At 69.7% G+C, this 25836-nt stretch carries 24 protein-coding genes, 1 tRNA gene, 1 other RNA gene and 1 pseudogene; 20 read left to right on the top strand and 7 right to left on the bottom strand.

The window, feature by feature from the left end; genetic code table 11:
• The first annotated feature begins 8 nt into the window (after positions 1-8).
• The 6 genes from eccD (at position 9) to J3P44_RS09365 (ending at position 7081) form a co-directional block, all read left to right on the top strand.
• Positions 9-1391 (top strand): type VII secretion integral membrane protein EccD, encoded by a 1383-nt coding sequence (gene eccD, locus J3P44_RS09390; protein ID WP_255890067.1) that lies wholly within the window; start codon positions 9-11, stop codon positions 1389-1391.
• Between the two features lie 3 nt (positions 1392-1394).
• A complete protein-coding gene (locus J3P44_RS09385; RefSeq protein ID WP_255890066.1) occupies positions 1395-2822 on the top strand; it encodes a type VII secretion protein EccB in 1428 nt (475 codons plus the stop codon).
• Entirely contained in the window at positions 2819-4066 is a 1248-nt protein-coding gene (locus J3P44_RS09380; RefSeq protein WP_255890065.1) for a S8 family serine peptidase, read from the top strand. The genes J3P44_RS09385 and J3P44_RS09380 overlap by 4 nt, the downstream gene beginning before the upstream one ends.
• Before the next feature lie 85 nt (positions 4067-4151).
• Entirely contained in the window at positions 4152-5219 is a 1068-nt protein-coding gene (locus tag J3P44_RS09375) for a sugar phosphate nucleotidyltransferase (protein WP_255890064.1), read from the top strand.
• A 37-nt stretch (positions 5220-5256) separates the two neighbouring features.
• Positions 5257-6558, top strand: coding sequence for a UDP-N-acetyl glucosamine 2-epimerase (locus J3P44_RS09370; RefSeq protein WP_255890063.1), 1302 nt, complete (start codon positions 5257-5259; stop codon positions 6556-6558).
• Between the two features lie 4 nt (positions 6559-6562).
• Entirely contained in the window at positions 6563-7081 is a 519-nt protein-coding gene (locus J3P44_RS09365; protein WP_255890062.1) for a hypothetical protein, read from the top strand.
• A 78-nt stretch (positions 7082-7159) separates the two neighbouring features.
• On the opposite strand, the gene J3P44_RS09360 is transcribed toward J3P44_RS09365, so the two are convergent.
• Positions 7160-7245 (bottom strand) — tRNA-Ser (locus J3P44_RS09360).
• Positions 7246-7351: 106 nt separating this feature from the next.
• On the opposite strand from J3P44_RS09360, the gene ffs reads away from it, so the two are divergent.
• The 7 genes from ffs (at position 7352) to J3P44_RS09325 (ending at position 13671) form a co-directional block, all read left to right on the top strand.
• An RNA gene (ffs, locus tag J3P44_RS09355) (signal recognition particle sRNA small type) lies at positions 7352-7441 on the top strand.
• 105 nt (positions 7442-7546) lie between these two features.
• Positions 7547-9622: a DNA polymerase III subunit gamma and tau gene (locus tag J3P44_RS09350; protein ID WP_255890061.1), complete on the top strand. Its 2076-nt coding sequence runs from the start codon at positions 7547-7549 to the stop codon at positions 9620-9622.
• 78 nt (positions 9623-9700) lie between these two features.
• Positions 9701-10075 (top strand): YbaB/EbfC family nucleoid-associated protein, encoded by a 375-nt coding sequence (locus tag J3P44_RS09345; RefSeq protein ID WP_255890060.1) that lies wholly within the window; start codon positions 9701-9703, stop codon positions 10073-10075.
• A gap of 8 nt (positions 10076-10083) precedes the next feature.
• Positions 10084-10680 (top strand): recombination mediator RecR, encoded by a 597-nt coding sequence (gene recR / locus J3P44_RS09340; RefSeq protein WP_255890059.1) that lies wholly within the window; start codon positions 10084-10086, stop codon positions 10678-10680.
• Positions 10677-11255 (top strand): DUF5063 domain-containing protein, encoded by a 579-nt coding sequence (locus J3P44_RS09335; RefSeq protein WP_255890058.1) that lies wholly within the window; start codon positions 10677-10679, stop codon positions 11253-11255. The genes recR and J3P44_RS09335 overlap by 4 nt, the downstream gene beginning before the upstream one ends.
• Before the next feature lie 92 nt (positions 11256-11347).
• Complete coding sequence (locus J3P44_RS09330; protein ID WP_255890057.1) at positions 11348-12631, top strand: aspartate kinase; 1284 nt, start codon at positions 11348-11350, stop codon at positions 12629-12631.
• Positions 12628-13671 carry an aspartate-semialdehyde dehydrogenase gene (locus J3P44_RS09325; protein ID WP_255890056.1) on the top strand — a complete coding sequence of 348 codons (1044 nt, stop codon included), beginning with the start codon at positions 12628-12630 and terminating at the stop codon, positions 13669-13671. The genes J3P44_RS09330 and J3P44_RS09325 overlap by 4 nt, the downstream gene beginning before the upstream one ends.
• Here the strand turns inward: J3P44_RS09325 and J3P44_RS09320 are convergent, their stop codons facing one another.
• Positions 13672-14316: a hypothetical protein gene (locus J3P44_RS09320; protein WP_255890055.1), complete on the bottom strand. Its 645-nt coding sequence runs from the start codon at positions 14314-14316 to the stop codon at positions 13672-13674. It abuts the gene before it with no gap.
• 207 nt (positions 14317-14523) lie between these two features.
• On the opposite strand from J3P44_RS09320, the pseudogene J3P44_RS25895 reads away from it, so the two are divergent.
• The 5 genes and pseudogenes from J3P44_RS25895 to J3P44_RS09300 form a co-directional block, all read left to right on the top strand.
• Positions 14524-14721: pseudogene (locus tag J3P44_RS25895) on the top strand (hypothetical protein); the annotation flags it as partial.
• A gap of 48 nt (positions 14722-14769) precedes the next feature.
• Complete coding sequence (locus J3P44_RS09315) at positions 14770-15681, top strand: tyrosine-type recombinase/integrase (RefSeq protein WP_255890054.1); 912 nt, start codon at positions 14770-14772, stop codon at positions 15679-15681.
• 426 nt (positions 15682-16107) lie between these two features.
• A complete protein-coding gene (locus J3P44_RS09310) occupies positions 16108-16608 on the top strand; it encodes a hypothetical protein (RefSeq protein WP_255890053.1) in 501 nt (166 codons plus the stop codon).
• Positions 16609-17099: 491 nt separating this feature from the next.
• Complete coding sequence (locus J3P44_RS09305; protein ID WP_255890052.1) at positions 17100-18098, top strand: AAA family ATPase; 999 nt, start codon at positions 17100-17102, stop codon at positions 18096-18098.
• Positions 18099-18103: 5 nt separating this feature from the next.
• On the top strand, positions 18104-20671 hold the full coding sequence (locus tag J3P44_RS09300; RefSeq protein ID WP_255890051.1) for a S8 family peptidase: 2568 nt from the start codon (positions 18104-18106) through the stop codon (positions 20669-20671).
• An 81-nt stretch (positions 20672-20752) separates the two neighbouring features.
• Here the strand turns inward: J3P44_RS09300 and J3P44_RS09295 are convergent, their stop codons facing one another.
• From J3P44_RS09295 to J3P44_RS09280, 4 genes are all read right to left on the bottom strand, one after another.
• Positions 20753-20995, bottom strand: a complete 243-nt coding sequence (locus J3P44_RS09295) for a hypothetical protein (RefSeq protein WP_255890050.1) — start codon at positions 20993-20995, stop codon at positions 20753-20755.
• A gap of 137 nt (positions 20996-21132) precedes the next feature.
• Positions 21133-22425: an ArsB/NhaD family transporter gene (locus J3P44_RS09290; protein ID WP_305122259.1), complete on the bottom strand. Its 1293-nt coding sequence runs from the start codon at positions 22423-22425 to the stop codon at positions 21133-21135.
• On the bottom strand, positions 22422-22847 hold the full coding sequence (locus J3P44_RS09285) for a TrkA C-terminal domain-containing protein (protein WP_255890049.1): 426 nt from the start codon (positions 22845-22847) through the stop codon (positions 22422-22424). Before J3P44_RS09285 ends, J3P44_RS09290 begins: the two co-directional genes overlap by 4 nt.
• Complete coding sequence (locus tag J3P44_RS09280) at positions 22844-23392, bottom strand: SPFH domain-containing protein (protein ID WP_255890047.1); 549 nt, start codon at positions 23390-23392, stop codon at positions 22844-22846. Before J3P44_RS09280 ends, J3P44_RS09285 begins: the two co-directional genes overlap by 4 nt.
• A gap of 97 nt (positions 23393-23489) precedes the next feature.
• Between J3P44_RS09280 and J3P44_RS09275 the strand changes: the two genes are divergently transcribed.
• Together J3P44_RS09275 and J3P44_RS09270 are read left to right on the top strand one after the other, a co-directional pair.
• Complete coding sequence (locus J3P44_RS09275; protein ID WP_255890046.1) at positions 23490-24476, top strand: sensor histidine kinase; 987 nt, start codon at positions 23490-23492, stop codon at positions 24474-24476.
• Positions 24473-25117 carry a response regulator gene (locus J3P44_RS09270; protein WP_255890045.1) on the top strand — a complete coding sequence of 215 codons (645 nt, stop codon included), beginning with the start codon at positions 24473-24475 and terminating at the stop codon, positions 25115-25117. The genes J3P44_RS09275 and J3P44_RS09270 overlap by 4 nt, the downstream gene beginning before the upstream one ends.
• A 58-nt stretch (positions 25118-25175) precedes the next feature.
• On the opposite strand, the gene J3P44_RS09265 is transcribed toward J3P44_RS09270, so the two are convergent.
• Positions 25176-25700 (bottom strand): GNAT family N-acetyltransferase, encoded by a 525-nt coding sequence (locus J3P44_RS09265; RefSeq protein ID WP_255890875.1) that lies wholly within the window; start codon positions 25698-25700, stop codon positions 25176-25178.
• Positions 25701-25836: the final 136 nt, after the last annotated feature.

The following is a 25836-nucleotide window of genomic DNA, read 5'->3' as shown; positions in this document are numbered from 1 at the left end:
AAACACCAATGAGTCAGGGGTCCTCGGTCGCCTCGGGCCTGGTCCGGGTGACCATCGCCTCGGGGTCTCGGCGAGTCGATCTGGTGCTGCCGGGCTCGATCCCGGTCGCCGAGCTCGTCCCCGAGCTGGCCCGCTCCGTCGGCCTGCTCGACGCCTCCACGGTCTACGGCGGCTACCGCCTGGTCACGCAGGAGGGCAGGATCCTGGCCAACGATGCCGGACTCACGATGCAGGGGATCGAGGACGGCGGCCTGCTGACCGTCACCGCCGGTGTCGACGACAAGGCGCCCCGCGTCTACGACGACGTGGTCGAGGCGATGGCTGACGTCGTCGAGAACGAGCTCAAGCCGTGGGAGCCGGCGGCAGGACGTCGTACGGCACTGGGTGCGGGCAGCATCCTGCTCGGTCTCGGCGCCTTGGCGCTGTTGCTGCAGGGCGAGAGCCTGCTCGGCGGTGTGGCTGCCGCGGTGATCGCCGGCCTGCTGGTGGTGGGCGGTGTGGTGCTCGCGCGGGCCCAGGAGGAGCCCGAAGCCGGGGTGGCCGTCTCCCTGCTCTCCGCGCTCTACGCCGGCGTCGCCGGCCTGCTGCTCGCGCCGGGCGACCTGCCCGAGTGGGGCTGGCCCCTGGCCGACGCCTTCTTCACCGACCCGCTGCTCTTCGCCGGTCTCGGCATCCTCGCCGCCGGCGTCGTGTCCGTCGTCGGCCTCAAGGACGGTCGCCCGCTGGTCATCCCGGCCATCGTCGTCGGCGCGGTCCTGGTCGCGAGCTCGGTGCTCATCCGGGTCGCCTCGCTCGAGCCCAGCCCCGTCTTCACGGTGCTGATGACCCTCGTCGTGCTCGCCGGCAGCGTGTTCCCGTGGCTGGCGCTCGGCGTCACCGGCACGAGCGTCGACCAGCTCTACTCGCTGCACGACATCACCGCCGACCCCGACGAGATCGACCCCGACGAGGTGGCCGACGACGCCCGCGTGGGACACGAGATCCTGCTCGCGGTGTCGGCGACAGTCGGCACGCTGCTCGTCCTGTTCGCGCCGTTCGCCGTGGGGCGCGGCGTCTACGGCACCGTGCTCGCCGGCGTGTGCTGCCTGGCCGTCATGTTCCGCACCCGCCAGTACCGCACGGGCGCCGAGGTGCTCGCCGGACTGACCTCCGGCATCCTCGGGCTGGTGTCGGTGGCGGTGTCGATGCTGCTGATCCACGACGGATGGCGGGCAGGCGCGGCGATCGCGCTGGCCGGCGTCGGAGCGCTGCTGCTGTCGCTGACCCTCGTGCCGGCCTCGGCATCAGTGCGCCGCGGCCGGATGGGCGACATCGTCGAGACGATGACGCTTCTCGCCCTCCTGCCCCTGATGGTGCTGGCGGCCGGCTTCGTCGCCGCGGTGGCGGGCTGATCGATGGCCACCAAGAAGGACCTCGTCGAGGCCCACGCGTTCAGCCGACGCCGCCTGGTGACCGCCTTCGTCTCCGGCGCACCGGGCGGCCGCGAGGTCGAGCCCGTGCGGCCGGGGCGGGTGCTGATCGGCGGCATCGCCCTGTCCGTCCTGCTCCTCGCGGGCGCCGCGATCGCGGGCTTCCTGCTCGGCCGTCCGCCGGCGCAGTGGCTGGATGCCAACAGCTTCGTCATCTCCAAGGACACCGGTGAGCAGTACGTCGTGCTCCGCGGCGGCGACAACCCGCAGCTGCAACGGGTGCCCAACTACGTCTCGGCCCAGCTGCTCCTCGGGAGCTCTGAGCTCACCCCCTACACCGTGCGCGACAAGTACATCCGGACCGTGCAGCTCGGTCCGGACCTCGGCATCGAGGGTGCACCGGCGGGCCTCCCCTCGGTCGACGAGCTGGTCGACGAGGGCTGGACGGCGTGCACTGCCGACGGGGCTGGCATCAAGGTCGCCATCCAGCAGACGCCGGCCGTCGACGACCTCGTGGACTCGGCTTTCCTCGTCTCCAACGAGGGTGAGGAGTGGCTGATCGCCACCGCGCCGGCGGTCGGCAGCCAGCAGGGTCGTGCCTACCGCTTCCCGATGCCCGCCGACGCGACGAGCGCCTCGACCATCGGCAACCGGCTCGGCTTCGACGCCTCCGCCATCGAGGTCGACGAGGACTGGCTCAACCTGTTCCCGCCCGGTGCGGCCCTGGAGAAGTCCGCGTTCGGAGTCACTGCCGAGGGACAGCGCGTGCCCTACGCCGACGCCGACAACGGCCTTTCGCGATACCGCATCGGCGACCTGCTGCTGTCCGAGTCCGGGAAGTACTACCTGCTGGGCGACGAGGGTCCCGAGACACTCAAGGCCTTCGCCGGCATGGTGTACGACGTGGTCGGCTCCGGTGCCAAGCCGGTGCCCATCGACCTGGCCGCGGAGTTCGAGGACATCCGGCACCCCGAGGAGTGGCCCGTCGAGCTGCCGGCCGCGGTGGACAACGGCGGCCTTTGCGGCGTCCTCCACCCGGAGGCCGGTGCCGATCCAGCCGTCAGCCTGGCCACCAACCCGACCGGTGCCGCCGACCCGGTCGAGCCGGACCCGATCAGGCGCGGCCGCCACGCCGTCGAGGTCGAGCCCAGCGCCGGGGCGTATGTCCTGTCGGGGTCCAACGCGGCAGCCGATGGCGGCACGCCCTACGTGATCGACACCAAGGGCGCGAAGTACCACCTGATCGGCCCGGAGGTGCCCGAGTACATCGGCTACGCCGACGTCGACCCGCCGCTGGTGCCCAGCACGTGGCTCGAGTTCTTCTCCCCGGGTGTGCCCCTGTCGACCAACAGCGCGCGCCGGCTGCCGGTGGACGCACCGCCGGCAGACGCGGAAGCGGACAGCGGCTCGTGAGTCCGAGGCGCGTCTCTCGGCTGCGTACGGCGCTCGCGGCCGGCGTGGTCGCGGCGTCCGTCGTGCCGGTGTGGGCGGGACCAGCGGCAGCCGACCACGACGCCCCGTGCTCGGTCGGCGAGATCCCGGGCTCGGAGCCCCTGGCCGACACGCACGAGAAGGACAACGCCGCGTTCGACCGCATGCACGTCGAGCAGGCCCAGGAGGTCGCCACCGGCCGCGGCGTGAAGGTCGCGGTCATCGACAGTGGCGTGGTGGGCGTGCCGGGCCTCGATGTCCTCGGCAGCGTCGTGGCCGGCGGCGCCCCCAACACCTTGCTCTCGGGCCACGGCACCATCGTCGCCGGGCTCATCGCCGGTCCGAACGGAGTGGCACCGGACGCGCAGGTGTTCAGCGTGAAGGTCTTCGACGCCGAGGGCGCCGACACCGCGCAGGGCGAGAAGCCGGTGACCTCGGCAGGCATCGTCGCCGGCATCGAGGCGGTGATGAAGGCCTTTCCGCAAGAGCGCTTCGACGTCGTCAACATCTCGCTGGCGGTTCCCGCGTCCGACCCGAAGCTCAAGGCAGCGATCGCACGGCTCGTGGAACTCCCCCTGGTGGTGGTCGCCGCCGCGGGCAACCGCGAGGAGGACGACGACTCCGACGACTCCACCTTCAAGGGCACGCCGGGCAACGACGCCGACGTCTACCCCGCGGACTACCCGGGCGTCGTGGCGGTGAGCGCGACCCCACCGGACGACGGGGACCCCAGCACGTTCGTCGTACCCAACATGGACACTGATGTCGCGGCTCCCACCGTGGGGGCGATCTCGGCCAACGCCACGGGACAGGTCTGCGTCGTCGGCGAGGTCGCGACCTCGTGGGCCGCGGCCGAGGTGAGCGGGATCCTGGCGCTGCTGAGCGAGCGCTTCCCGCGTGAGAACCCGAAGCAGCTCGTCGCCCGGTTGCAGGCCACGACCGAGGGCGCCGGTGCCCCCCAGGGCCCGGACGGTGAGGTCGAGAGCCCGTGGACGGGCGCGGGAGTCGTGCAGGCGCACGACGCACTGACGCGCCAGATCAAGTCGGGTCGCCAGGGCCGGATCGAGTCGACCGTGGCGGAGACCCGCTCGGACGCGCAGGCACCTCCCGCCCCTCAACGGGTCGACCTCTTCAGCACCCCGCGGGCGATCCTGCTGTGGTCCGGACTGGTCGCCGGGTCCTTGCTGGCGCTCGCCTTCATGCTGCGCCCGTTGCTGCGCCGCTGACCAACGTCCGCTCCGTGTGCGCTGTTCGGGGGGCATGTCTCATCCATTGCCGCGGCGGCGCGTCGCGACGTGATGGAATCAGCGCATGACCGACACCTCCGACGAGCCCGTTGCCGTCATCCTGGCCGGCGGTCAGGGATCTCGGCTCTGGCCGATCAGCCGGGACCGCCGCCCCAAGCAGTTCCAGCCGGTCGTGCGTGACCGCCCGCTGCTGACCGGCACGATCGAGCGGCTCAGCGAGATGGTCGATCCCTCGCGCATCCACGTCTCGACCCGCGCGCGCTTCGCCGAGGCGGCCCTGGCCACGCTCGGTCCCGTGCCGCCCGAGAACCTGATCCTCGAGGAGGACCCGGCCGGCCCGGCGACCGCCTTCGGCCTGAGCATCGCCAGGCTGGCCCACCTCTACGGTGACGTGCCTGCGCTGATCGCCCCCTCCGATCACCTCATCAACGAGGAGGAGGCCTTCAATGCGGCCTCGCGCGACATGCTCGCCCAGCTCGCCGAGACGCCCGAGTCGATGGTGGTGCTCGGCGCCGAGCCCACCCGCTACGACGCGAGCCTCGGCTACATCCACACCAAGGGCGGCGACGGTGCCGTCGAGGTGATCGACTCCTTCCACGAGAAGCCCGACCAGGAGACGGTCGACGAGCTCGCGGAGTCAGGATCGCTCTACTGGAACACCGCCTGCTACGGCGTACGGGTCGGGCAGGCGTGCGAGGCCTACCGGACCGCGCTGCCCCTGATCTTCGACTCGATCGAGCGCTTCGCGCGCGGCACTCCGTCCGAGCAGGGCTACCGTGGCGCCGCGATCGGCGGTCACGAGATCTATCCGCTGTTGTGGGCCGGGATGCAGTGCCTGGTCGTGCCGCGCCAGCTGGGCTGGACCGACGTCGGCACGTGGACGCGGCTCGAACGCGTGCTCGCCGACCAGCGCGTCACCTCGATCGGCCCGGCGCTGCAGCTCGAGGCGGAGGACGTCCTGGTCGCGAGCATGGACGGTCGCCCCGTCGTGACGCTCGGCGCGAAGGGGCTGATCATCGTCACCCACGAGGACGCGGTCTACGTCCTGGACAAGCAGAAGGTGCTCCACACTCCGACGCTGGAGCGCCTCCGTTCGCTTCTGGCGGCCAGCACCCGCGAAGATCTTCTCTGACGCACGCGTCGAGACAGCACCTGACTCGAAGGAACACATGTCCTCCCAGAACAGCCAGCACATCGTCGTCGTAGGCACGAAGCCCGACATCATCAAGCAGGCCCCGATCTACCACGAGCTCAAGAACCGCGGGCACGACGTGGTGCTGTGCCACACCGGCCAGCACTACGACCACAACCTGTCGCAGTCGATGCTGGACGAGTTCGGCGTGCGCGAGGACGTCAACCTCGAGGTGCGCGGCGGGGTCAACGACCTCGTCTCCGGCATCACGGCCAAGCTCGCGCTCTACCTGCGCGGCTTCGCGGAGCGGGGCGGCTTCCCGATCACCTACGTGCACGGCGACACCACCACCGCCATGGCCGGCTCGCTGGCCACCTTCGGTGAGCGGCAGGCGCTCGTCCACGTGGAGGCCGGGCTGCGTACGCTCTCGCCCAAGCCGGAGGTCCTGCGCGGCTGGATCGAGCAGGGGGCCGACCTCGACTGGGCGTCGTTCCGCGAGCAGTCGATCGACCGCGACAGCTGGTCCAAGGGCAGCAAGGAACCGTCCCCGGAGCAGTTCAACACCCGGGTCGCCGATGCCGGCTCCGACCTGCACGCCGCGCCGGTCGAGCTCAACCGGGAGTTCCTCATCGACGAGGGCTTCGCTCCCGCGGCGATCGACGTGGTCGGCAACTCGGTCGTCGACGCCCTCGAGCAGGCGATCGCCGGCAGCGACAAGAACCAGGTGCTGGAGAAGTTCCCGCAGATGGGCGACGGCTCGTTCCTCCGGTTCTGCGTGCACCGGCGCGAGAACACCACCAACCGCGACCGGTTCAACCTGCTGATGGAAGCGATGGAGTCGCTGCTCGAGCAGGGCCACCACGTGCTGTTCATCCGCCTGCTCGGCACCGAGGCGGCCATCGACAACTTCGGTCGCCGCCAGTGGCTCGAGGACCTCGAGGCGAGGTACGGCGACGCGTTGATCTCGACGCCCGTGTGGGACAGCTACCTCGACGTTGTCGCCGCGATGTCGATGTGCGCGGTGATCGTCACCGACTCCGGCAGCATCGTGGAGGAGTCCAACGTCCTCGAGGTGCCGTGCGTGACCCTGCGCTTCGGCTCCGACCGGTCCGAGACCTTCCTGGCCGGGAGCAACTTCCTCGCGCCGCCGATCCACAAGGACCTCATGGTCAGCGTCATCCACCACGTGTTCGAGCACCGCGCAGAGCTGTCGTGGGACCGCGTCTACCCGGAGAAGGCGTCCGCGATGCTGGTCGACGCGGTCGAGCGGCGGCTGGACAACAACAGCCTGCTGATCTCCGAGGAGTGGCGCTACGGGCTGCAGGCCCCGCTGCGCTGACCCGATGGCGTCATCGTCGGGCAACGTTCCCCACCAGCTACCACCGCACAGGCTCGAGCCCCGGATCAGACCGTGGCTCGGCGGTCTCCTGTGGCTCGCGACCAACGCGATCGTCGTCATCTTCGGACAGTTCCTGTTCCCGCGCGCCCTGATGGCCGACCCGGCACAGGACCGGACGACCTCCAACGTCCTGATCGGATGCGTGGCGTTCGTCCTGCTCGCGGTGCTCCACGCGTGGTACTGGCGGCGGGTCGTCCGCCACCTCCGGGCCGAGTCGCAGGTCCGCCGGCAGCCGGGGCTCGCACCGCAGTTCGTCGTGTCACGACCGACGTACAACCCGATCCCCGTCGGAGTCGGGATCACCGTGCTCATCATGGCGCTGCTCATCGTGCTCTACGCGGTCCCGGCGCTCGGGTCCGCACAGAGCGTCGACGCGCCGCTCCTCAGCCTGGTCTACGCCGCCGTGGCGATGGCCCCGTTCGGCATTGCCCTCACTGCCGTCGGAGTCGTCCGGCGACCGTAGGGACCTCCTGGGCGGCTCATGCCCGTGCACGACGAAGGCCCCGCGACCGGTGATCGGTGCGGGGCCTTCGGTGAACGGCGGAGGTAGGGGGATTCGAACCCCCGAGGGCTATTAACCCAACCCGCTTTCCAAGCGAGCGCCATAGGCCACTAGGCGATACCTCCGCCGAGGAGAGTACCGGTCGGCTCGGTGGCCGGTGAAATCGCCCGGCTGCTCGTCTGCGGGCCCTGGGTTTGGGGAGCCGAGAACGCTCCGCCTAGACTCCGGGACAACCCCCCACGCGGCGTCACCTCGCCCAATCCCCCAGGGCCGGAAGGCAGCAAGGGTCAGTGAGCTCTGACGGGTGCGTGGGGGGCCTCTTCATGTCCGGGCCCGTGCCAGGGCACTGCTGGCGGTCGGTGGCGGCGTACGCGCGGTGGTCCCGGCCGGTGTGCACTGTGGGTGCGCCCGGTTAGGGTTCACGACGTGGAGTCACCGCTCGCGCTCTATCGCCGCTACCGGCCCGAGACCTTCCAGCAGGTCATCGGGCAGGACCACGTGACGGAGCCGTTGCGCGCGGCGCTCGCAGCCAACCGCGTCAACCACGCCTATCTCTTCTCCGGACCCCGCGGCTGCGGCAAGACGACCTCGGCCCGGATCCTGGCCCGCGCGCTCAACTGCGTGCAGGCGCCGGTCTCCGACCCGTGCGGCGAGTGCGACAGCTGTCGCGACCTGGCGCGCGGTGGACCCGGGTCGATCGACGTCATCGAGATCGACGCCGCCTCGCACGGGGGTGTCGACGACGCGCGCGACCTGCGGGAGAAGGCGTTCTTCGCCCCGGTGCGCGACCGCTACAAGGTCTACATCATCGACGAGGCCCACATGGTCACCACGCAGGGCTTCAACGCCCTGCTCAAGCTGGTCGAGGAGCCTCCGCCGCACCTGCGGTTCATCTTCGCCACGACCGAGCCCGACAAGGTGCTGCCGACGATCCGCTCGCGCACCCACCACTATCCCTTCCGGCTGATCCCGCCCCGGCTGCTGAGCGACTACCTCTCCCAGCTCGCCGACGAGGAGGGCGTGACCATCGAGCCGGCCGCGCTGCCGCTCGTCGTGCGCGCAGGTGCTGGCTCGGCCCGCGACACCCTGTCGGTGCTCGACCAGCTGCTGGGCGGTGCCGGCCCCGCCGGGGTCACCCACAAGCTCGCGACCGACCTGCTCGGGTTCACCCCGGACTCCCTCCTCGACGAGGTGATCGAGGCGTTCGCCTCACGCGACGGTGCCGCGGTCTTCTCGGTCGTCGACAAGGTGGTGGAGACCGGTCAGGACCCGCGGCGTTTCACCGAGGACCTGCTGCGCCGGCTGCGCGACCTCGTCATCGTCACCGCCGTCCCGGACGCCCCGGCGACCGGGTTGATCGACGTCCCGCAGGACGCGGGGGAGCGGCTGGTGGCGCAGGCCGCCCGCTTCGGCGCGATCGAGCTGAGCCGGGCCGCCGACATCGTGGCAGCTGGCCTGACCGAGATGCGCGGGGCCACGGCGCCGCGGCTCCTGCTCGAGCTGCTGTGCGCGCGGGTGCTCCTCCCGGGCGCCGACCACACCTCGGAGGGCGTGATGGCCCGCCTCGAGCGGCTCGAGCGGCGCCTCGACGTCACCGGGGCCCCGACCCCGGCCACGTCGGCGACCCCCACCCCGCGGCCCACCCCCACCCCCACCCCGACACCGTCGCCGACCCCCACGCCGGACGGCGAGCCGCAGCCCCAGCCCCCGCCACCCCTGCCCACGTCGGGCCGGGACGGCCCCCCGCCACCCCCGCCCATGCCCACCGGTGCCCCGGACGCGCCTCCCACGGTGGCCGAGCCGGCGCTGGCGCCGGCGGCCTCGGCGGCGGCCGACGACTCGGTGGCCGAGCAGCCCGCGGGTCCGCGTGGCGGCCTCAGCCTCGTCGACGTACGCCGCCTGTGGCCCGACATCCTCGAGCAGACCAAGAACCGGCGCCGGCTGGCCTGGATGGTGCTCTCGCAGCACGCCCACGTCGTCGACGTGGACGGCACCCGCCTGACCGTGGGTTTCGCCAACTCCGGCGCCCGTGACTCCTTCGTCAACGGCGGGTGTGACGAGATCCTTCGCCAGGCCGCGATCGACGTCGTCGGCATGGACTGGCGGGTGGAGTCGATCGTGGACCCGAGCGGTGCGGCCGCCCAGGCGCCGGTCGTGCGCCAGCCGGCCACGGGGCCGGCGTCCACTGACGCGCCAGCCCCGGCGCAGGAGGCGCCCGACGGCCCGCCCGCCTGGGTGACCGGTGACACCGCTCCCGCCCCGGAGCGGTCCGCACCCGACGCCGAGCCCCGGTCCGAGCCGACGGTCTCCGCCGCACCCGCTCGTGAGGCGCTCCAGGCGGCGCGCGCCGGTGGCGCCCCCGAGGCGGGCGAGCCGGTCCGGTCGGCCGACGACGACGTCGACCCCGACGACCCCGACGCCGAGTCGGCCGCGCTCGACACCGAGTCCCTGCTCAGCCAGACGCTCGGCGCCCGGCTGATCGAGGAGATCAAGAACGACTGACACCTCGTTCCAGTCCCACCCCCACCTGTCCGACCCAACCTGTCCCCATCCGCACCATCCACGAACGTGGGAGACCCGATGACCCAGAACCCCTTCGACGCCCTCGGCGGTGGCGGCTTCGACATGAACGCCCTCCTCCAGCAGGCGCAGCAGATGCAGCAGCAGCTCGAGGAGGCCCAGGCCAACCTCGCCAAGCAGACCGTCGACGGCACCGTCGCCGGGGGTGCCGTCACCGTCACCGCCAACGGCGTGGGCGAGCTCGTCGGCGTCACCATCCGGACCGGTGAGTTCGACGGCAGCGACCCCGACGACCTGTCCGACCTCTCCGACCTCATCGTCGCGGCCTACCGCGACGCGCGCGCCAAGTCCGAGGCCCTGGCGAGCGAGTCCATGGGCCCGCTCACCGAGGGTCTGGGCGGTGGCCTGCCCGGCGGCCTGCCCGGCCTGGGCTGAGGGACCTCTTGTACGAAGGTGTCGTCCAGGACCTGATCGACGAGCTGGGGCGGTTGCCCGGCGTCGGTCCCAAGAGCGCGCAACGGATCGCCTTCCACCTGCTGCAGGCCGAGCCAGCCGACGTACGCCGCCTCGCCGACGTGCTGATCGAGGTGAAGGCCAAGGTGAAGTTCTGCTCGGTGTGCTTCAACGTCAGCGAGGACGAGCAGTGCCGGATCTGCCGCGACCCCCGGCGCGACCAGAGCGTGCTGTGCGTGGTGGAGGAGTACAAGGACGTCGTCGCGATCGAGCGCACCCGCGAGTTCCGCGGGCGCTACCACGTCCTCGGCGGAGCGATATCCCCCATCGACGGCATCGGCCCCGACCAGCTCCACGTCAAGGAGCTGATGCCGCGCCTGGCCGACGGGACGGTCACCGAAGTCATCCTCGCCACCGACCCCAACCTCGAGGGCGAGGCCACCGCGACCTATCTCACGCGTCTGCTGTCCCCGATGGGGTTGCGCGTGACCCGCTTGGCGAGTGGACTGCCGGTGGGAGGTGACCTCGAGTACGCCGACGAGGTCACGCTCGGCCGCGCATTCGCCGGAAGGAGATCAGCCGAATGACCGACGACCAGATCAGGTTCGAGGAGCAGATCGCCGACTCGGTGACGAGCTTCCTGCTCGCCCTGCGCGAGATCGCCCGGGAGGGGAACGGGTCGCAGGCCATCTCGCTGCTGCTGCTGGAGATCAGCCAGGTGCTGCTCGCCGGCGCGCGCCTGGGAGCGCAGACCGACTTCACCCCGCGCGAGGAGTTCCAGCCCGACGTGGGGCCCGAGGCCGACATCGACGAGCTGCGACTGCGCCTGGCCGAGATGCTCGAGGGTGTCGACGCCTACACGTTCGTGTTCGACCCCTACATCCCCGAGGTGGTCGAGAGCCGGCTCTCCGATGACCTCGCCTCGATCGCGATCGACCTCGAGAACGGCCTGCGTCACTTCCGCGCCGGCAACGTCGACGAGGCGTTGTGGTGGTGGCAGTTCTCCTACGTCAACAACTGGGGCAACCTCGCCGGAGCCGCCCTCAACGCCCTCCTGACGGTCGTCGCGCACGACCGGTTCGACACCGACTTCGAGGCCAGCGCCGAGGCCGTTGCCGTCGCCGATGAGATGCTGGAGGTCGCGCCGGACGTGCAGCCGTAGAATCGGGCGTGGCCTGCCGGCAACGGCGCCTGCAGGCCCCATCCACCGATCGCGGTCCGTGCGGCCGCACCCCGATCCTCGAGGACCACACCGTGGGCATTGTCGTGCAGAAGTACGGCGGCTCCTCGCTCGCCGACGCCGACTCCATCAAGCGCGTCGCCCGACGCATCGTCGACATCAAGAAGGCCGGCCACGACGTGGTCGTCGCCGTCTCGGCGATGGGCGACACCACCGACGACCTCTACGACCTGGCCAACGGCGTCTCGCCGCTGCCGCCGGCCCGTGAGATGGACATGCTGCTGACGGCCGGCGAGCGCATCTCGATGGCGCTGGTCGCCATGGCGATCAGCGACCTCGGCTTCACCGCGCGGTCGTTCACCGGCTCCCAGGCCGGGGTGATCACCGACTCGGTGCACGGCAAGGCCAAGATCATCGACATCACGCCCGGCCGGATCACCCAGGCCATCGGCGAGGGCCACATCGTGATCGTGGCCGGCTTCCAGGGCGTCTCGGCCGACACCAAGGAGATCACCACCTTGGGACGCGGCGGCACCGACACCACGGCGGTGGCGCTGGCCGCGGCCCTCGAGGCCGACGTCTGCGAGATCTACACCGACGTCGACGGCGTCTTCACCGCCGACCCGAGGATCGTGCCCAGCGCCCGCAAGCTCGACCGGGTCTCCTACGAGGAGATGCTCGAGCTCGCCGCCTGTGGGGCGAAGATCCTGCACCTGCGGTGCGTGGAGTACGGCCGTCGCTACGGCATCCCGATCCACGTCCGCTCGTCGTTCAGCCAGCTCGAGGGCACCTGGGTCGTCAGCGACCCGCAGCTCGGACCCAGCCAGGGAGACACCATGGAACAGCCCATCATCGCCGGCGTCGCCCACGACCGGAGCGAGGCCAAGATCACCGTCGTCGGGGTGCCAGACAAGGTCGGCGAGGCCGCGCGCATCTTCGAGGCGCTGGCCGACGCCCAGATCAACCTCGACATGATCGTGCAGAACATCTCCGCCGCGGCGACCAGCCGCACCGACATCTCCTTCACCCTGCCGCGCAGCGACGGCCAGGCTGCGATGTCGGCCCTGGCGCGCATCCAGGGCGAGGTCGGCTACGACAAGCTCCTCTACGACGACAAGATCGGCAAGGTCTCCCTGATCGGTGCCGGGATGCGTTCGCACCCGGGCATCACGTCGAAGTTCTTCGGCGCGCTGGCCTCCGCCGGCGTCAACATCGGCATGATCTCCACCTCCGAGATCCGGATCTCGGTCATCGTGGACGAGAGCGTGGTCGACGACGCGGTGCGGGCGACCCACACGGCGTTCGACCTCGACGCCGACGAGGTCGAGGCGGTCGTCTACGGGGGTACCGGACGATGAGCGTCAACATCGGCATCGTCGGCGCCACCGGGCAGGTCGGCGTCGCCATGCGCCAGATCCTGCTCGAGCGCGAGTTCCCGGCCCACCAGGTGCGGTTCTTCGCCTCCTCGCGCTCCGCCGGCACGGTGCTGCCGTTCGGCGACCGCGACATCACGGTCGAGGACGCCGAGAAGGCCGACCCGACCGGTCTCGACATCGCGCTCTTCTCCGCCGGTGCCACGACATCGCGGGCGCTGGTGCCCCGCTTCGTCGAGGCCGGCGTCATCGTCGTGGACAACTCCTCGGCGTTCCGCAAGGACCCCGAGATCCCGCTGGTGGTCTCGGAGGTCAACCCCGACGCGATGGCGGCGGTGATCGAGGCCGGGCGCGGCATCATCGCCAACCCCAACTGCACGACCATGGCAGCGATGCCGGTCCTCAAGCCGCTCCACGACGAGGCCGGCCTGACCCGCCTCATCGTCTCGACCTACCAGGCGGTCTCCGGCTCGGGCGTCGCCGGCGTCGATGAGTTGGCCCGCGGGGTGGCCGAGGCGGGCGACAAGGCCCGCGAGCTGGCGTACGACGGCTCCGCGATCGCGTTCCCCGAGCCCGTGAAGTACGTCGAGCCGATCGCCTACAACGTGCTGCCGATGGCGGGATCGATCGTCGACGACGGGCTCAACGAGACCGACGAGGAGCAGAAGCTCCGCAACGAGTCGCGCAAGATCCTCGGCCTCCCCGACCTGCTCGTGTCGGGCATCTGCGTGCGCGTCCCGGTCTTCACCGGTCACTCGCTCGCGGTCAACGCCGAGTTCGAGCGTCCGCTGACCCCGGCTCGTGCCCGGGAGATCCTGGCCACGGCAGCCGGCGTCGAGGTCGACGAGGTGCCGACACCGCTGAAGGCAGCCGGCAAGGACCCGTCGTACGTCGGTCGGCTCCGGCAGGACCCGGGTGTGCCGGGCGACCGAGGGCTGGCGCTGTTCATCAGCAACGACAACCTCCGCAAGGGCGCCGCGCTCAACACGGTGCAGATCGCCGAGCTGATCGCCGCTGCCCGCTGATCAGCGCACGTCGTGCGGCTCCGGGGCGTCAGCCCCGGCGTCGCCGTCCCTCACGGACGTGGTGACCCACCACGACGCGACGTAGGCGAGCACGGTCACGACCGGGAGGGCGATGACCATCCACCACTCGTCGGTCGAGCCCAGCAGGAACACCATCACCAGGACCGCCATGATCCCGACCGCGAGGATGCTGGTGGATCCCGGCTCGGGCACCGCGAAGAGGCGCAGCAGCCAGCCCCCGGCGTAGGCGAGCACGACCAGGACCGCGACGAGGATCAGCAGGCCGGGGCCACGGCCGCACGACGAGGTGCCGCGCACGGCCTCGCAGCTGGTGGTGGCCAGCCAGGCGAGGAGCACGGCGAGGCCGCCGACGACCACGCCGGTGACGGCCGCGGCCGGGAGTCCGGAGACAGGCAGTTCACCGCGCCTGCGGGGCTCGCGTTCGTCCGCCTCCGTGGGCTCGGCGACGGGTCGTTGCGGCGGTTGCGGGGGGAGGACCGCGGTGGGCTCCGGGGCGGGCTCAGGCTCCGCCTCGGGGACCTCGTCCAACTCGGCCGCCCGCTTGCGGCGCCGCAGCGAGAACGAGGGCATCTCCAGTGAAGGCGCGTCCTCGGTGGGGTCGTCGGGCCTGCCCGTGTCTGCCATGGGGGCAGTGTGCCAAATGACAGGAGCTCCCGGACCCGTGGTCGTGGGTCCGGGAGCTCCGGATGTCGGGCTGACAGGATTTGAACCTGTCGCCACCCCGGATCGACAAACCGTCTATGAAGTACGAAAATGGCGCCTGACCTGCATAGATGTGCTCGTCGCACTCGGTCACTACATGACACGAAGGGACGCGACGTGCCATGATTCATGGCACGTTCAAGGCATGAAGCAGCGACAGGGAGAAGCACTGTGGCCACCACAACCCGCCGGTTTGGCTCCATCCGTCGGCTGCCGTCTGGCCGCTACCAGGTCCGCTACGCAGGCCCCGATCGGCAGACTCACAAGGCTCCGGTCACATACTCCTCTAAGGGCGATGCGGAGACGTTCTTGGCCACCGTCCGTGCCGACATCGCCAGGTCGACCTGGCAGCCGCCTACGCGCCAACCCGACCGCGTGCCCACCCTTGACGAGTACGCGGACGAGTGGTTGTCCTCGCGCTCCCGCGAGCTGAAGCCCCGGACGACAGCCCTCTACCGTGGGCTGCTCGACGGCCACTTGCACCCGACGCTCGGGAGCAAGCGGCTGGACGAGATCAACCCGGCCACGGTCCGCGCCTGGCACTCCCGGCTGGACACGGGGCCCACCCGCCGGGCGCACGCCTACAGCCTGCTGCGGACGATCCTCAACACCGCCGTGGCCGACGACGTGATCCCCGCCAACCCATGTCGACTGCGTGGCGCTGGCCAGTCGCGTCGGGTCAAGGAGATCCGCCCGGCCACCTTGAGCGAGCTGGACGAGTTGGCTGAGGCGATGCCCGAACGGCTCCGGTTGATCGTGCTGTTGGCCGCGTGGTGCGGCTTGCGATTCGGGGAGCTGGTGGAGCTGCGCCGCAAGGACGTCGACACCAAGGAGGGCGTGCTGCGGGTCCGTCGCGCCGTCACCTGGGTCGACGGCAAGCCAGTAATTGGGATCCCCAAGTCCGACGCCGGTGTCCGGGTCGTCGCGATACCACCCCACCTGTTTCCTACAGTCGCCGAGCACCTACTTCAGCACGCAGGAAAGGGCCGCGACGGGTTGCTGTTCCCCGCCGTTGACGGCGTCTCGCTTCTGACCCACGACATGCTCAAGCGACCGTTCAATCGTGCGCGGCAGGCCGCCGGTCGGCCCGACCTACGGTTCCACGACCTGCGGCACACCGGCGCCGTGTTCGCCGCGCAGACCGGCGCTACTCTCGCGGAGCTGATGGCCCGCCTCGGACACTCAACGCCCGGTGCGGCGCTGCGGTACCAGCACGCCGCTGCAGGCCGGGACGCACAGATCGCCGCTGCACTCTCCCGGATCGCCAACGGCGCCGGAACGTCCTAGCGCGGCCGCGTTCTCCCCTGTGAGGGCTCAGGGATCTCCCAAGCGCTGTTCCGGTCCCGTCGAGTCGCGGCGCGTGGAGTGGTTGATCCGGGTCGTGAAGAGCACCCCGCGGCATCTCGTGCACGAACCGCAGCGAGAACTTGACGCCGACCGGAGCCGCGCGATCGCCGCAAGTGGATCGCCCAACGGGAACAGATCGGTCAGCTCGGTTGACGGGCATTGGCGGCGGAAGGACGCAGTCCAGACAGGACGGATTGCGCCCGATCCGGACCCTCCAATGCCCGGCTACGAACCGTCAGCCGCCGAGCACCGGCGTCGACGGTGAGATTGCAGCCGGGCTCGGCGGTCGGAGCCGATCCAGCCACCGCTCATGGGCAGTCATCGTTCGTCTGACAGGCAAGGAGTCCTTGACGGAAGATGACCGGCATGACCCGCATCGTTGTCGCCCTCGTGTTGTCCCTCGGTGTCCTCGTCGGCTGGGCCGCACCTAGTTCTGCGCGCGCGGACGAGGAACTGACCACTCGCCAGGCGCGGGCGCTATACCAGGACGTCACGTGTGACGTCGGCGCAGCGCGCACGCGGTATAACAACCGCGTCTTCGGCCCCGACAACTGGATCACGATCGCCGAGGTACGCAGGCGACTGTCCGAGCTGCGGGACCTGGCGTGGACGATGTCGTTGGCCGAGGCGAGGGCGGCTCGTCGTCTGTATCACGCACCCGCGGCTTGGCCGGCGGAGGTCGTGGACGAGATCGACACGGTCGTGGACTACCGGATTCGTGCGTCGAACGTGTTGAACCAGATGTCCGGTGCCAACTCTGCGGTCCGCTTCATCGAGTTGGGCAAGAAGGCCAACAAGATGGGACCTGGCCGCGCTCCCGACAGGATCCGCGTGTACCTCAGTGTTCCCGTGTACCCGCGCGGCTGAGACCCCAGTACCTGGTCACGTGGCGGTGCCTGGGCCGCGCCGTGGATCCCGAACATGAGGAACGCACGGCCCGTCAGCCTCCCTGGCACTCCACGGGTCGCCGGCCACCGAGTGGTTGGTCCGCGCAATTGCAACTAGCCGGTCCCATGGCCACCAGGGGCGTAGGCACGGCGACGTCCGGCAATCTGCAGACCCCGGATGTCTGACTAGGGCCGACAGGCGGAATGACTCACCTGCAGTTGCGCTCGAACTCGCGGCATCGTCAGCGAGTGCATCGACCGCTGACGGAATCGGTCGCCAGTCGCTTCACTCGAGCACTGAAGAGCCGGACCAGCGTCGACCAAGCCCTGCGACACTTCCTTCCGGGCTACTGAGAATCCCGGGTTTCACCAAGTCGCGGCCGGCGACCGGCCGCTGGGTGGATACTCTGTCCTCGATAGCCTGCCGAATCGGGTCAGGGCGGTGATCGCGTGCCGAGGGGAGGTCAAGTCGTGGCGACTAATGATCAGCTCAAGGCGCTCGTCAAAAGTCACGGTGACGGGGACGACCCCCAGTTCTACGCGGTGGCCATCCAGGTCGCGGCTAAGGCCGCTCGATCAGGTCAGTCAAAGTTCGCTCAGGAGCTACGTGACCTGGTCGATGACCTGCGCAAGCGACAGCCCGTCCCGAGCCGAGTCGCCTCGGTCGTTCCGGTCACCCAGCCTCGCGGTGAGCTCGGCTCGTTACTGACGGTCACCTATCCGGACGCCCGTGTCGCTGACCTTACTTTGTCGGCGGAACTGCACGAACGACTAGAGCACATCCTGCTCGAACAGCGGCAGCGCGATACCTTGGCGAGGCACGGCCTCCACCCGGCGCGCCGGGTGCTGCTGACCGGACCTCCCGGCACCGGTAAGACCTCTACGGCGAGAGTGATTGCTGGCGAACTGGGGTTGCCACTCTTTGCGATTCGCCTGGATTCGGTCATCACCAAGTACATGGGTGAAACGGCAGCGAAGCTGAGGCTCATCTTCGATGCTCTTACCGAGTCGCGCGGTGTGTACCTGTTCGACGAAGTCGACGCCCTTGCCGGTGACCGCGCGGCACCGAACGATGTCGGCGAGATACGGCGAGTCTTGAACTCCTTTCTGCAGTTCCTCGAAGAAGACACCTCGCAGAGCGTCGTTGTCGCGGCTACCAACCACCCTCAACTGCTCGACAACGCCCTGTTCCGCAGATTCGACACCGTCATGGACTTCACGCTGCCGGACGATGTGAGCATCCGCGCGGTGCTTGAGAATCGGTTGGCGTCCTTCCGGACCGGCAGCCTGGGCTGGAAGCGCGTCGTTGCCGCCGGCGAGGGACTAAGTCACGCAGAGGTGGCGACGGCGGCCGAGAATGCCGCCAAGCGCACGGTGCTTGCTGGACGGACGCGGATCCTGACCGACGATCTGGCGGCTGCGCTCTCCGAACGCTCTCGGACCCACGGCCGTCGCGGCCAGATCGCGTAGTCAACGTGGCGCAGCGCGACCGCCCGCACCTCGTTGTGCCCACTCGGCCCAACCCAGAGCCGTTCACGCTCGCCTCCACCGGCGGTGGGAACGACGACGGCGAACCGCGGTTCACGGGCGACCGCCGAGCTCACGGCGCCAGGCTCACCGAGGAGTACGAGACTGCCACGGCCGCGCCATCCCACGAATCGGAACGAGAGGGCACCTACGTCTCGTTCCTGTCGTTCGCGGGCCTGGAACTCGCCTTCGAAAGCCTTGACATCAACCGCCCCGGGGACCAGCCCGAACTTGTCGCAGTTCAGGCATTGGAGACCGTTGACGGGATGGTGCAGGTTGCCACGGTCTACATCCCTGACGGCAAGAAGCAGTACTTCCTCGACAAGCTCAATCGCTACGTGGAGACCGCGGACGAGGACCGGGCCCGAAACGCCACCCTCGTCGAAGGGATCGCCGCCATTCGCCGGGCAACCATCGAGGAGCTTTGGACAGATCCTCCTGAGGAGTTCCCGGCCGATCCGGATGAGATGCGGTGGTGGGAGGTATGGCTACGTCGTCGAGACGGTCACGAGCGCACTCGCTTCAGCGACTACGCGGCCACCCACGACCTACACACCAGCGCGCACTACCTCGGGTTCGGTGACCGGACTATCGTGCTGCTGCGAGCCAGCGCCCGCCAGCTTGCCGACACGTTCAACTCCCTCGACGACCTTGCCGAACTTCGCCGGCCGCACGAGGTCGGAGCCCTGGTGTCGGGGTTGCCGGCAAGGGAACAGGCCGAATGGGTCGAGGAGCTCCGCAACCGGCTGCACCCGGCCGCCGCCGACGCGCCGGTCGTATGCATCCTCGACACCGGCGTCCAGGACGGTCACCCGCTCCTGACTGACTCCTTAGACGCCGGCGACATTCACACCGCCGATCCCGAGTGGGCCCCTGGACCAACGCATTCCCATGGCACTGAGATGGCCGGGCTGGCACTATTCGGCGACCTCCACGCGGCCATCGTCGACGGGCAGCCGGTTCGGCTGCGGCACCGGCTCGAGTCGGTCAAGCTGCTTCCAGACGGGGTTGACAACGAGCGCGATCTTCATGGCGCGATCACAGCCCGCTCTGTCGACCGCCCCGAAATCCAGGCGTTCGACCGCGCTCGGGTCTTCATGCTTGCGGTTACGGCGCCCAACACGACGTTCAGCCATACGGAGGCGACTCCGGGACCGTCGCCCGAGGCCGGCCGTCCAACTTCATGGTCCGCAACCGTCGACGCGCTCGCGTTCGGGCGTGCCATCGACGACACCGACCCCAAGTTCACCTACCTCGACCGCGACGAACCGCGCCGTCCTCGCCTGTTCGTGGTGTCGGCGGGCAACATCAGGGTCCATGACCTCAATCCGGCTGAAGACCACCTCGACCGCAGCGATCTCGAGCCGGTCGAAGACCCTGGCCAGTCATGGAACGCCCTGACCGTGGGCGCCTACGCCGCCCGCGATGACATGGCGGACGCTTCTGCGGACTTCGCCGGTTACGTTCCCGTCGCGTCGCGGGGCGAGTTGTCGCCGGTCAGCCGGACCTCGGTCACCTACGAGCCTACGAAGTGGCCGTTCAAGCCTGACATCGTCGCCGACGGAGGCAATGTGGCCGCGTCGCCGGACCGGACATCCGTTGACACTCCGGAGAATCTGGCGCTTCTCACCACCCGACAGCAACATCCAGGCGGCGGCTACTTCACAACGACGCGAGACACCTCGGCGGCCACCGCTCAGGTATCGGCGATCGCCGCCGACATATACGCCGCCTACCCCGACCTGCGGCCGGAGACGGTGCGAGCCCTTATCGTCCACTCGGCGGAATGGACCGAGCCGATGCTCGGGAAGTTCGAGGCCGACACGAACAAGGCAACCCGGGCCAAGCTCCTGCGTCGTTATGGGATGGGGGTTCCCGACCTGACCCGCGCCGTACGCAGCGCCACCGATGCGTTGACCTTGATTTCTGAGGCACGCATCAGTCCGTACGAACGCGAAGGGAACAGCAGTGCGGGCAAGACGCGCGAAATGAACGTCCACGAACTGCCGTGGCCGATCCGGGAGCTTGAGGCTCTCGGCGAGACGCAGGTTCGGATGCGGGTCACGCTGTCGTACTTCGTCGAGCCGAACCCTTCGAGCAGAGGGTGGTCGGGAAGGTACATCTACCCGTCACATGGCCTTCGCTTCGCCACTCGCCGGCCCGAGGAGAGCGTCGAGTCGTTCCGCGAACGGATCAACACCCGGGCCCGGGAGGATGGTCGCCGCCCACCGTCGCTGGATACGGAGCGCGGGTGGTTCTTCGGCGCCAACCAGCAGCAGAAGCCGGGCTCGCTGCACACCGACATTTGGGAGGGCACTGGCGCCGCCCTGGCGAGCAAGCGAGCGATTGCGGTCTACCCCGTTGCTGGATGGTGGAAGACGCGACCACACAGCGATCAGAGCGACTTGGGCGTCGACTACTCCCTCATTGTCAGCATCGAGTCGCGCGAGGTCGAAGTGGACCTCTGGACGCCAGTCGCTCAACTCTTGCCAACCGCCGTCACGATCACCACGTAGCCTTCAGCGTCATTCTGGGCCGATGAGACACACGCTCCGCGCGAGACACCGTCCATCACCGAGGCATCAGCCCGTCGCCTCTTATCGGGTCCTCGGGGCTCCGCGGTCCCACCAGTCGATCGGTGGTACCTCGCGCACCTGGGGTGCGGTGAGCTCGACATCGCCGGTGTTGCAGAACTTCCAGAGTTCCTTTGCGGCGCGCGAGTACTGGAACAGAACGTGGTCGACATCGAATGCGTTGAGCTCGCTATTGCGGAATCGGTCTGACGCCTCGGCGACGCGAGCGACGAGGTCGGCGAGCTGCGCCGCGTGGTACTCCGCCACCACCTCGCGTGCCTGCGACGCTCTGATTTCCGAGCCACGAACTCAGGGTTGGTGCTCACAACCGAGGTAACGACGAGGCGTGCCAATCGCGGCATGTGCGGGTGACAGTACGGCTTGGATGGTCGTCCCGCGTTCCCTCACGCTAGTGCAAAGTACCGTACATAGACGTAGACCCAGGCGGCGAGGAGGGTCGCGGCGGTGACCACGACCCCGTACTTGGTGAAGCCCCAGAAGCTGATCGGCTCCCCGGCCTTGGCTGCGATGCCGAGGACGACCACGTTGGCACCGGCGGCCACGGCGGTGGTGTTGCCGCCGAGGTCGGCGCCGAACACGAAGGCCCACCACAGCGCACTGTCGGCCCGCGAGCTGCCGGTGGTCGCGACCATGTCCTGAACCACCGGCACTGTGGCCGTGGTGTAGGGGATGTTGTCGACGAAGGCCCCGATGATCGCCGACCCGAAGAGCAGCGCGGTTGCACCTAATAGCTCACGGTCGCCCATGGTCCCGGCGGCCCACTCGCCGATCGCGCCGATGACCCCCACCTGCACCAGCGACCCGACGAGCACGAAGAGCGCCATGAAGAAGGCGAGGGTGGCCCACTCGACCTCCTCGAGGAACTCCTCGGGCTCGGTGCGGGAGACCAACACCATCGCCCCGGCACCCATCATCGCGACCACCGACGGGTCGAGGTGCATGACGGAGTGGAGGCTGAATGCGACCATCACGAGGACCAGCACGACGAGCGAGCGGCGCAGCATGCGTACGTTGGTGATCGCGTCGACTGGGCGGAGGTCGTCGAGGCCGTGGACGTTTCCCACGACGCGCATGTCCTTGCGGAACAACCAGCGTGCCATCGCCACGAACATCGCCAGAAGGATGATCGTCAGCGGCAGCGAGTGGACGAGGAAGTCGGTGAAGGTCAGCCCGGCGCGGCTCGCGATGATGATGTTGGGCGGGTCGCCGATGAGCGTCGACATGCCGCCGATGTTGGAGGCGAGGATGAGCGAGATCAGGTACGGCGCGGAGGGCAACTCCAGACGGCGGCAGACCGACAGGGTCACCGGGGCGACGAGGAGCACGCAGGTCACGTTGTCGAGGATCGGCGCGACAGCCGCACCGACCAGCACCAGCAGCACGAGCAGCTTGTAGGGGTGCCCGCCCGACCTCTTGGCAGCCCACAGCGCCAGGAACTCGAACAGCCCGGTCTGCTTGAGCACGCCGACGATGATCATCATCCCGAACAGCAGGAAGATGACGTTCCAGTCGACGCCCGTGTGCTCGTCGAAGAACGCCGTCTCGGCGGAGACCAGTCCGATGACGGCCATGCCGGCGACACCGCCGAGCGCGGCGGCGACCCGGTGGACGCGCTCGGTGGCGATGAGGGCGTACGCGACGATGAAGACCGCCAGCGCGGCGGAGGTGACGATCATGCCGCCCAGCTCGCGAGGCGGCCGTGCCGGCTGACGGACCGCAGCCGTTCCTCCACCTGCGTCACCTGTCCGAGGGCGGCGACGACGAGGACCTGGTCGCCGGTCCGCAGAACGGTGCGGGAGTCGGGGACGAGCACCTCCGTGCCACGCGCGAGGATGGCGACGGACGCTCCGCTCGGCAGGCGCAGCTCGCCGACCTCCACACCGGAGAGGCGCGAGGTGGGCTCGACCTCGAAGCGCAGCAGCACCGCGTCGAGCCGGTCGAGGGTCGCGAAGCCGATCGACACCTTGTGGACGAAGCTGCCCTTCTCCTGCCAGCGTGGCTGGCGACCCCGGCCGACGGCGAGCCCGATCGCGAAACCGATCGCGGAGGCGATCAGCGCGACCGAGACCGCGACCTCGAGCAGGTACGGGGCACTCATGCCGCGCCTCCCGTGAGTCGCGCCTCGACCTCGGTCACCGACAGCGCGGTCGCGCGCGTACCTGGCGGCAGGCGGCGGGTCAGCTGCTCGGGCCAGGCCGGCTCGAGGGCGGCGAGGTCGGCGACGAGCGAGCCCACCTCGAGGTGCGCGACGGCGCCCGCCACGGTGTCCTCGGCCAGTCGCACGACCTCGGCGGTGGAGACGTACGCCGCGCCGGCCGGGACGTCGTGCGCCTCGATCGTCAGGTCGGCCAGCGCGGTCACGTCGACACCGTCGCTGGTGCGCGAGCGGACGACGAGTGGCAGCACTCGGGGCCCGGTGGGGACGACGTCGAAGTGCTCGATGCCGGGCCAGCGCCACACGAGCCCGTTGGGCAGGGCTCGGACGACCCGGTCCTGCCGGACGACCATCACGAGCTCTCCCGGCGCCACCCGGCGTACGCACATCAGCGTCACGAACAGAAGTGCCGGCACGACGATGACCAGCCACACGACCCACGCAGCCCCGGTCGGGTCGACGGCGGTGTTCTCCTCCGGCGGCGGCATGCCTCAAGCCTCCCGAGCGGGGGCCGCGCGGAACATGGGGGCCGGACCCCATCTGTTGTGGCCACGGCGGACTGCCGTGGGGTGGGAAGGTGTGGGCATGCGCCCGCCTCTGCGCCTGCCCAGCCACCTCCCCCTGTTCTGGACGATCTGCCTGATCAACGGTGTGGTGCTCGTGGTCGCGGCCCTGCTGCTGCTCTTCTCCCCTGCACGTGTCTCCTCCGACGCCGTGCCGTCCGAGATCCTCGTCATCGGCCTCGGCCTCGTGGTGATGCTGCTGACCAACGCGTTGTTGATCCGGTGGGCGCTCGCGCCTCTGCACCGGTTGATCGAGCGTTTGGAGGACATCGCGCGCCTTGAGCCCACCGAGCTCCCCGAGGAGGGCGCAGGCCCGGTGCTCGGTATCGCCCGGAGCGTCAACGGCCTGCTGTCCCGCCTCGCCGAGGAGCGGCGCACCGGAGACGCCCGCGCGCTCGCCGCGCAGGAGGCCGAGCGGCACCGGATCGCGCAGGAGCTGCACGACGAGGTCGGGCAGAGCCTGACGGTGGTGCTGCTGGGCCTCAAGCAGCTCGAGTCCCAGGCTCCGGCCGCGCTGGTCCCCGAGCTTGCGGCGGTGCGCGAGAGCGCGCGCACCGGCCTCGACGACGTCCGCCGGGTGGCGCGTCGGCTGCGTCCGGGCGTGCTGGAGGACCTCGGCCTCGCCAGCGCCCTGGCCGCGCTGGCCACGGACTTCGCCGACCACAGCGCGGCGTCCGTACGCCGCTCCTTCGCGCCCGGCCTACCCACCCTGAGCCCCGAGGCTGAGGTGGTGGTCTACCGGGTGGCGCAGGAGGCGCTCACCAACGCAGCCCGGCACGCCGACGCGAGCGAGGTCGAGCTCTCGCTGCAGAAGGTCGGTCCGCACGTCGTGCTCGAGGTCCGTGACGATGGCCGCGGCTTCGCCGGCCTCGCAGAAGGCTCCGGCCTGATGGGCATGCGCGAGCGCGCCGCCCTCGTGCGCGCCGACCTCTCGGTGATCAGCCAGCCCCGGCACGGCACGACGGTCCGGCTGCGCGTACCCGTCACCACGACCGAGGGGATCGCATGATCCGCATCCTGCTCGCCGACGACCACACGCTCGTGCGCCGCGGCGTACGCCTCATCCTTGAGCAGGAGCCGGACCTGTCGGTCGTCGCCGAAGCAGCCGACGGCGCCGAGGCGGTCGAACGCGTCCGCGACACCGAGGTCGACCTCGTCGTGCTCGACATCGCCATGCCGCGGATGACCGGGTTGCAGGCGGCCGCGGAGATCGCGCGACGCCGCACCCCGCCGAAGATCCTCATGCTCTCGATGCACGACAACGAGCAGTACTTCTTCGGCGCGCTCAAGGCCGGCGCGAGCGGGTACGTCCTCAAATCCGTCGCCGACGAGGACCTCGTCGGCGCCTGCCGCGCGGCGATGCGCGGAGAGACGTTTCTCTACCCCGGCGCCGAGAGCACGCTCGTACGCGACTACCTCGACCGACTGCGCCGCGGCGAGCGGGTACCGACCTCGGTGCTGACCGCGCGCGAGGACCAGGTCATCAAGCTCATCGCCGAGGGCCGCTCGTCGCGCGAGATCGCCAAGGAGCTGCACATCGCGCCCAAGACCGTCGAGGGCCACCGCGCCAACATCCTCGGCAAGCTCGGGATGCGCGACCGGGTCGAGCTCACCCGCTACGCCATCCGCGCCGGCCTCATCGAACCGTGACTCGCCGACGCCCGATCAGTTACTGGAGGGCCTGATCGTTGATGGAGCGGTACAGCACCTACACGTCGCGGCCGCGAGGGCGAGCGTCGTGGGCGAGTAGGCCATGGGCGTGCATGTCGTGCCATCCGTCGAGATGTAAGGCCTGCGAGCGCTTCGTTCCCTCTGGAACGAAGCCAGCTTTGGTGGTGACGCGACAAGACGCCGCGTTACTGGTCGAGTGGTCCAGTTCCAGACGGTGGAAGCCGACCTCATCAAAGGCCCAGTCCGCAATGGCGCCAAGGGCAAGCGTGGCGACGCCCCGACCGCGGGACTCCGGGAGAACCCAGTACGAAACCTCGGCCCGAGCCTCGTCCAGGGCGAGGCTGCCGATCGCGATCCGGCCCAGCAACGATCCAGCCCGGGCGATCACCCAGCCGCCCCCGCGCTCCTGCTCCCAGCGGTCCAGCTCGTACGCAACCCAAGACTGGGCCTCGGTCAAAGACATGGACCGGGAGTGCCAACGGTGGATGTCCGGGTCCTCGTAGGCCCGAACTAGCGAGAGCGCGTCTGCGTGCTCCCAAGGGCGCAGCGTCAGCCCTGCCACGGACAAGCGCGGCTGCTCCCGCTGAGACAGGTGGCCGGGCGGCAGCACCGGTTCCGACGTAGTTCCGGGCTGCGTCACGGAAGCACGGTAGCGCCGACATCAGGTATCAGGGCCATGCCCCAGTAGCCGAACGGCA

The organism is Nocardioides astragali (assembly GCF_024436375.1).
Lineage (GTDB): Bacteria > Actinomycetota > Actinomycetes > Propionibacteriales > Nocardioidaceae > Nocardioides > Nocardioides astragali.
Note: the sequence above shows the minus strand (reverse complement) of the source record. Positions and strands in the feature narration are given on the sequence as shown.

What these genes read in the sequence shown, in the direction of transcription:
- J3P44_RS09290 (WP_305122259.1), bottom strand. Translation starts at nt 22,425, where the DNA reads ATGATCGTCACCTCCGCCGCGCTGGCGGTCTTCATCGTCGCGTACGCC.
- J3P44_RS09335 (WP_255890058.1), top strand. Translation starts at nt 10,677, where the DNA reads ATGACCGACGACCAGATCAGGTTCGAGGAGCAGATCGCCGACTCGGTG.
- J3P44_RS09325 (WP_255890056.1), top strand. Translation starts at nt 12,628, where the DNA reads ATGAGCGTCAACATCGGCATCGTCGGCGCCACCGGGCAGGTCGGCGTC.
- J3P44_RS09285 (WP_255890049.1), bottom strand. Translation starts at nt 22,847, where the DNA reads ATGAGTGCCCCGTACCTGCTCGAGGTCGCGGTCTCGGTCGCGCTGATC.
- J3P44_RS09345 (WP_255890060.1), top strand. Translation starts at nt 9,701, where the DNA reads ATGACCCAGAACCCCTTCGACGCCCTCGGCGGTGGCGGCTTCGACATG.
- J3P44_RS09280 (WP_255890047.1), bottom strand. Translation starts at nt 23,392, where the DNA reads ATGCCGCCGCCGGAGGAGAACACCGCCGTCGACCCGACCGGGGCTGCG.
- J3P44_RS09365 (WP_255890062.1), top strand. Translation starts at nt 6,563, where the DNA reads ATGGCGTCATCGTCGGGCAACGTTCCCCACCAGCTACCACCGCACAGG.
- J3P44_RS09310 (WP_255890053.1), top strand. Translation starts at nt 16,108, where the DNA reads ATGACCCGCATCGTTGTCGCCCTCGTGTTGTCCCTCGGTGTCCTCGTC.
- J3P44_RS09375 (WP_255890064.1), top strand. Translation starts at nt 4,152, where the DNA reads ATGACCGACACCTCCGACGAGCCCGTTGCCGTCATCCTGGCCGGCGGT.
- J3P44_RS09385 (WP_255890066.1), top strand. Translation starts at nt 1,395, where the DNA reads ATGGCCACCAAGAAGGACCTCGTCGAGGCCCACGCGTTCAGCCGACGC.
- J3P44_RS09275 (WP_255890046.1), top strand. Translation starts at nt 23,490, where the DNA reads ATGCGCCCGCCTCTGCGCCTGCCCAGCCACCTCCCCCTGTTCTGGACG.
- J3P44_RS09270 (WP_255890045.1), top strand. Translation starts at nt 24,473, where the DNA reads ATGATCCGCATCCTGCTCGCCGACGACCACACGCTCGTGCGCCGCGGC.
- eccD (WP_255890067.1), top strand. Translation starts at nt 9, where the DNA reads ATGAGTCAGGGGTCCTCGGTCGCCTCGGGCCTGGTCCGGGTGACCATC.
- J3P44_RS09320 (WP_255890055.1), bottom strand. Translation starts at nt 14,316, where the DNA reads ATGGCAGACACGGGCAGGCCCGACGACCCCACCGAGGACGCGCCTTCA.
- J3P44_RS09370 (WP_255890063.1), top strand. Translation starts at nt 5,257, where the DNA reads ATGTCCTCCCAGAACAGCCAGCACATCGTCGTCGTAGGCACGAAGCCC.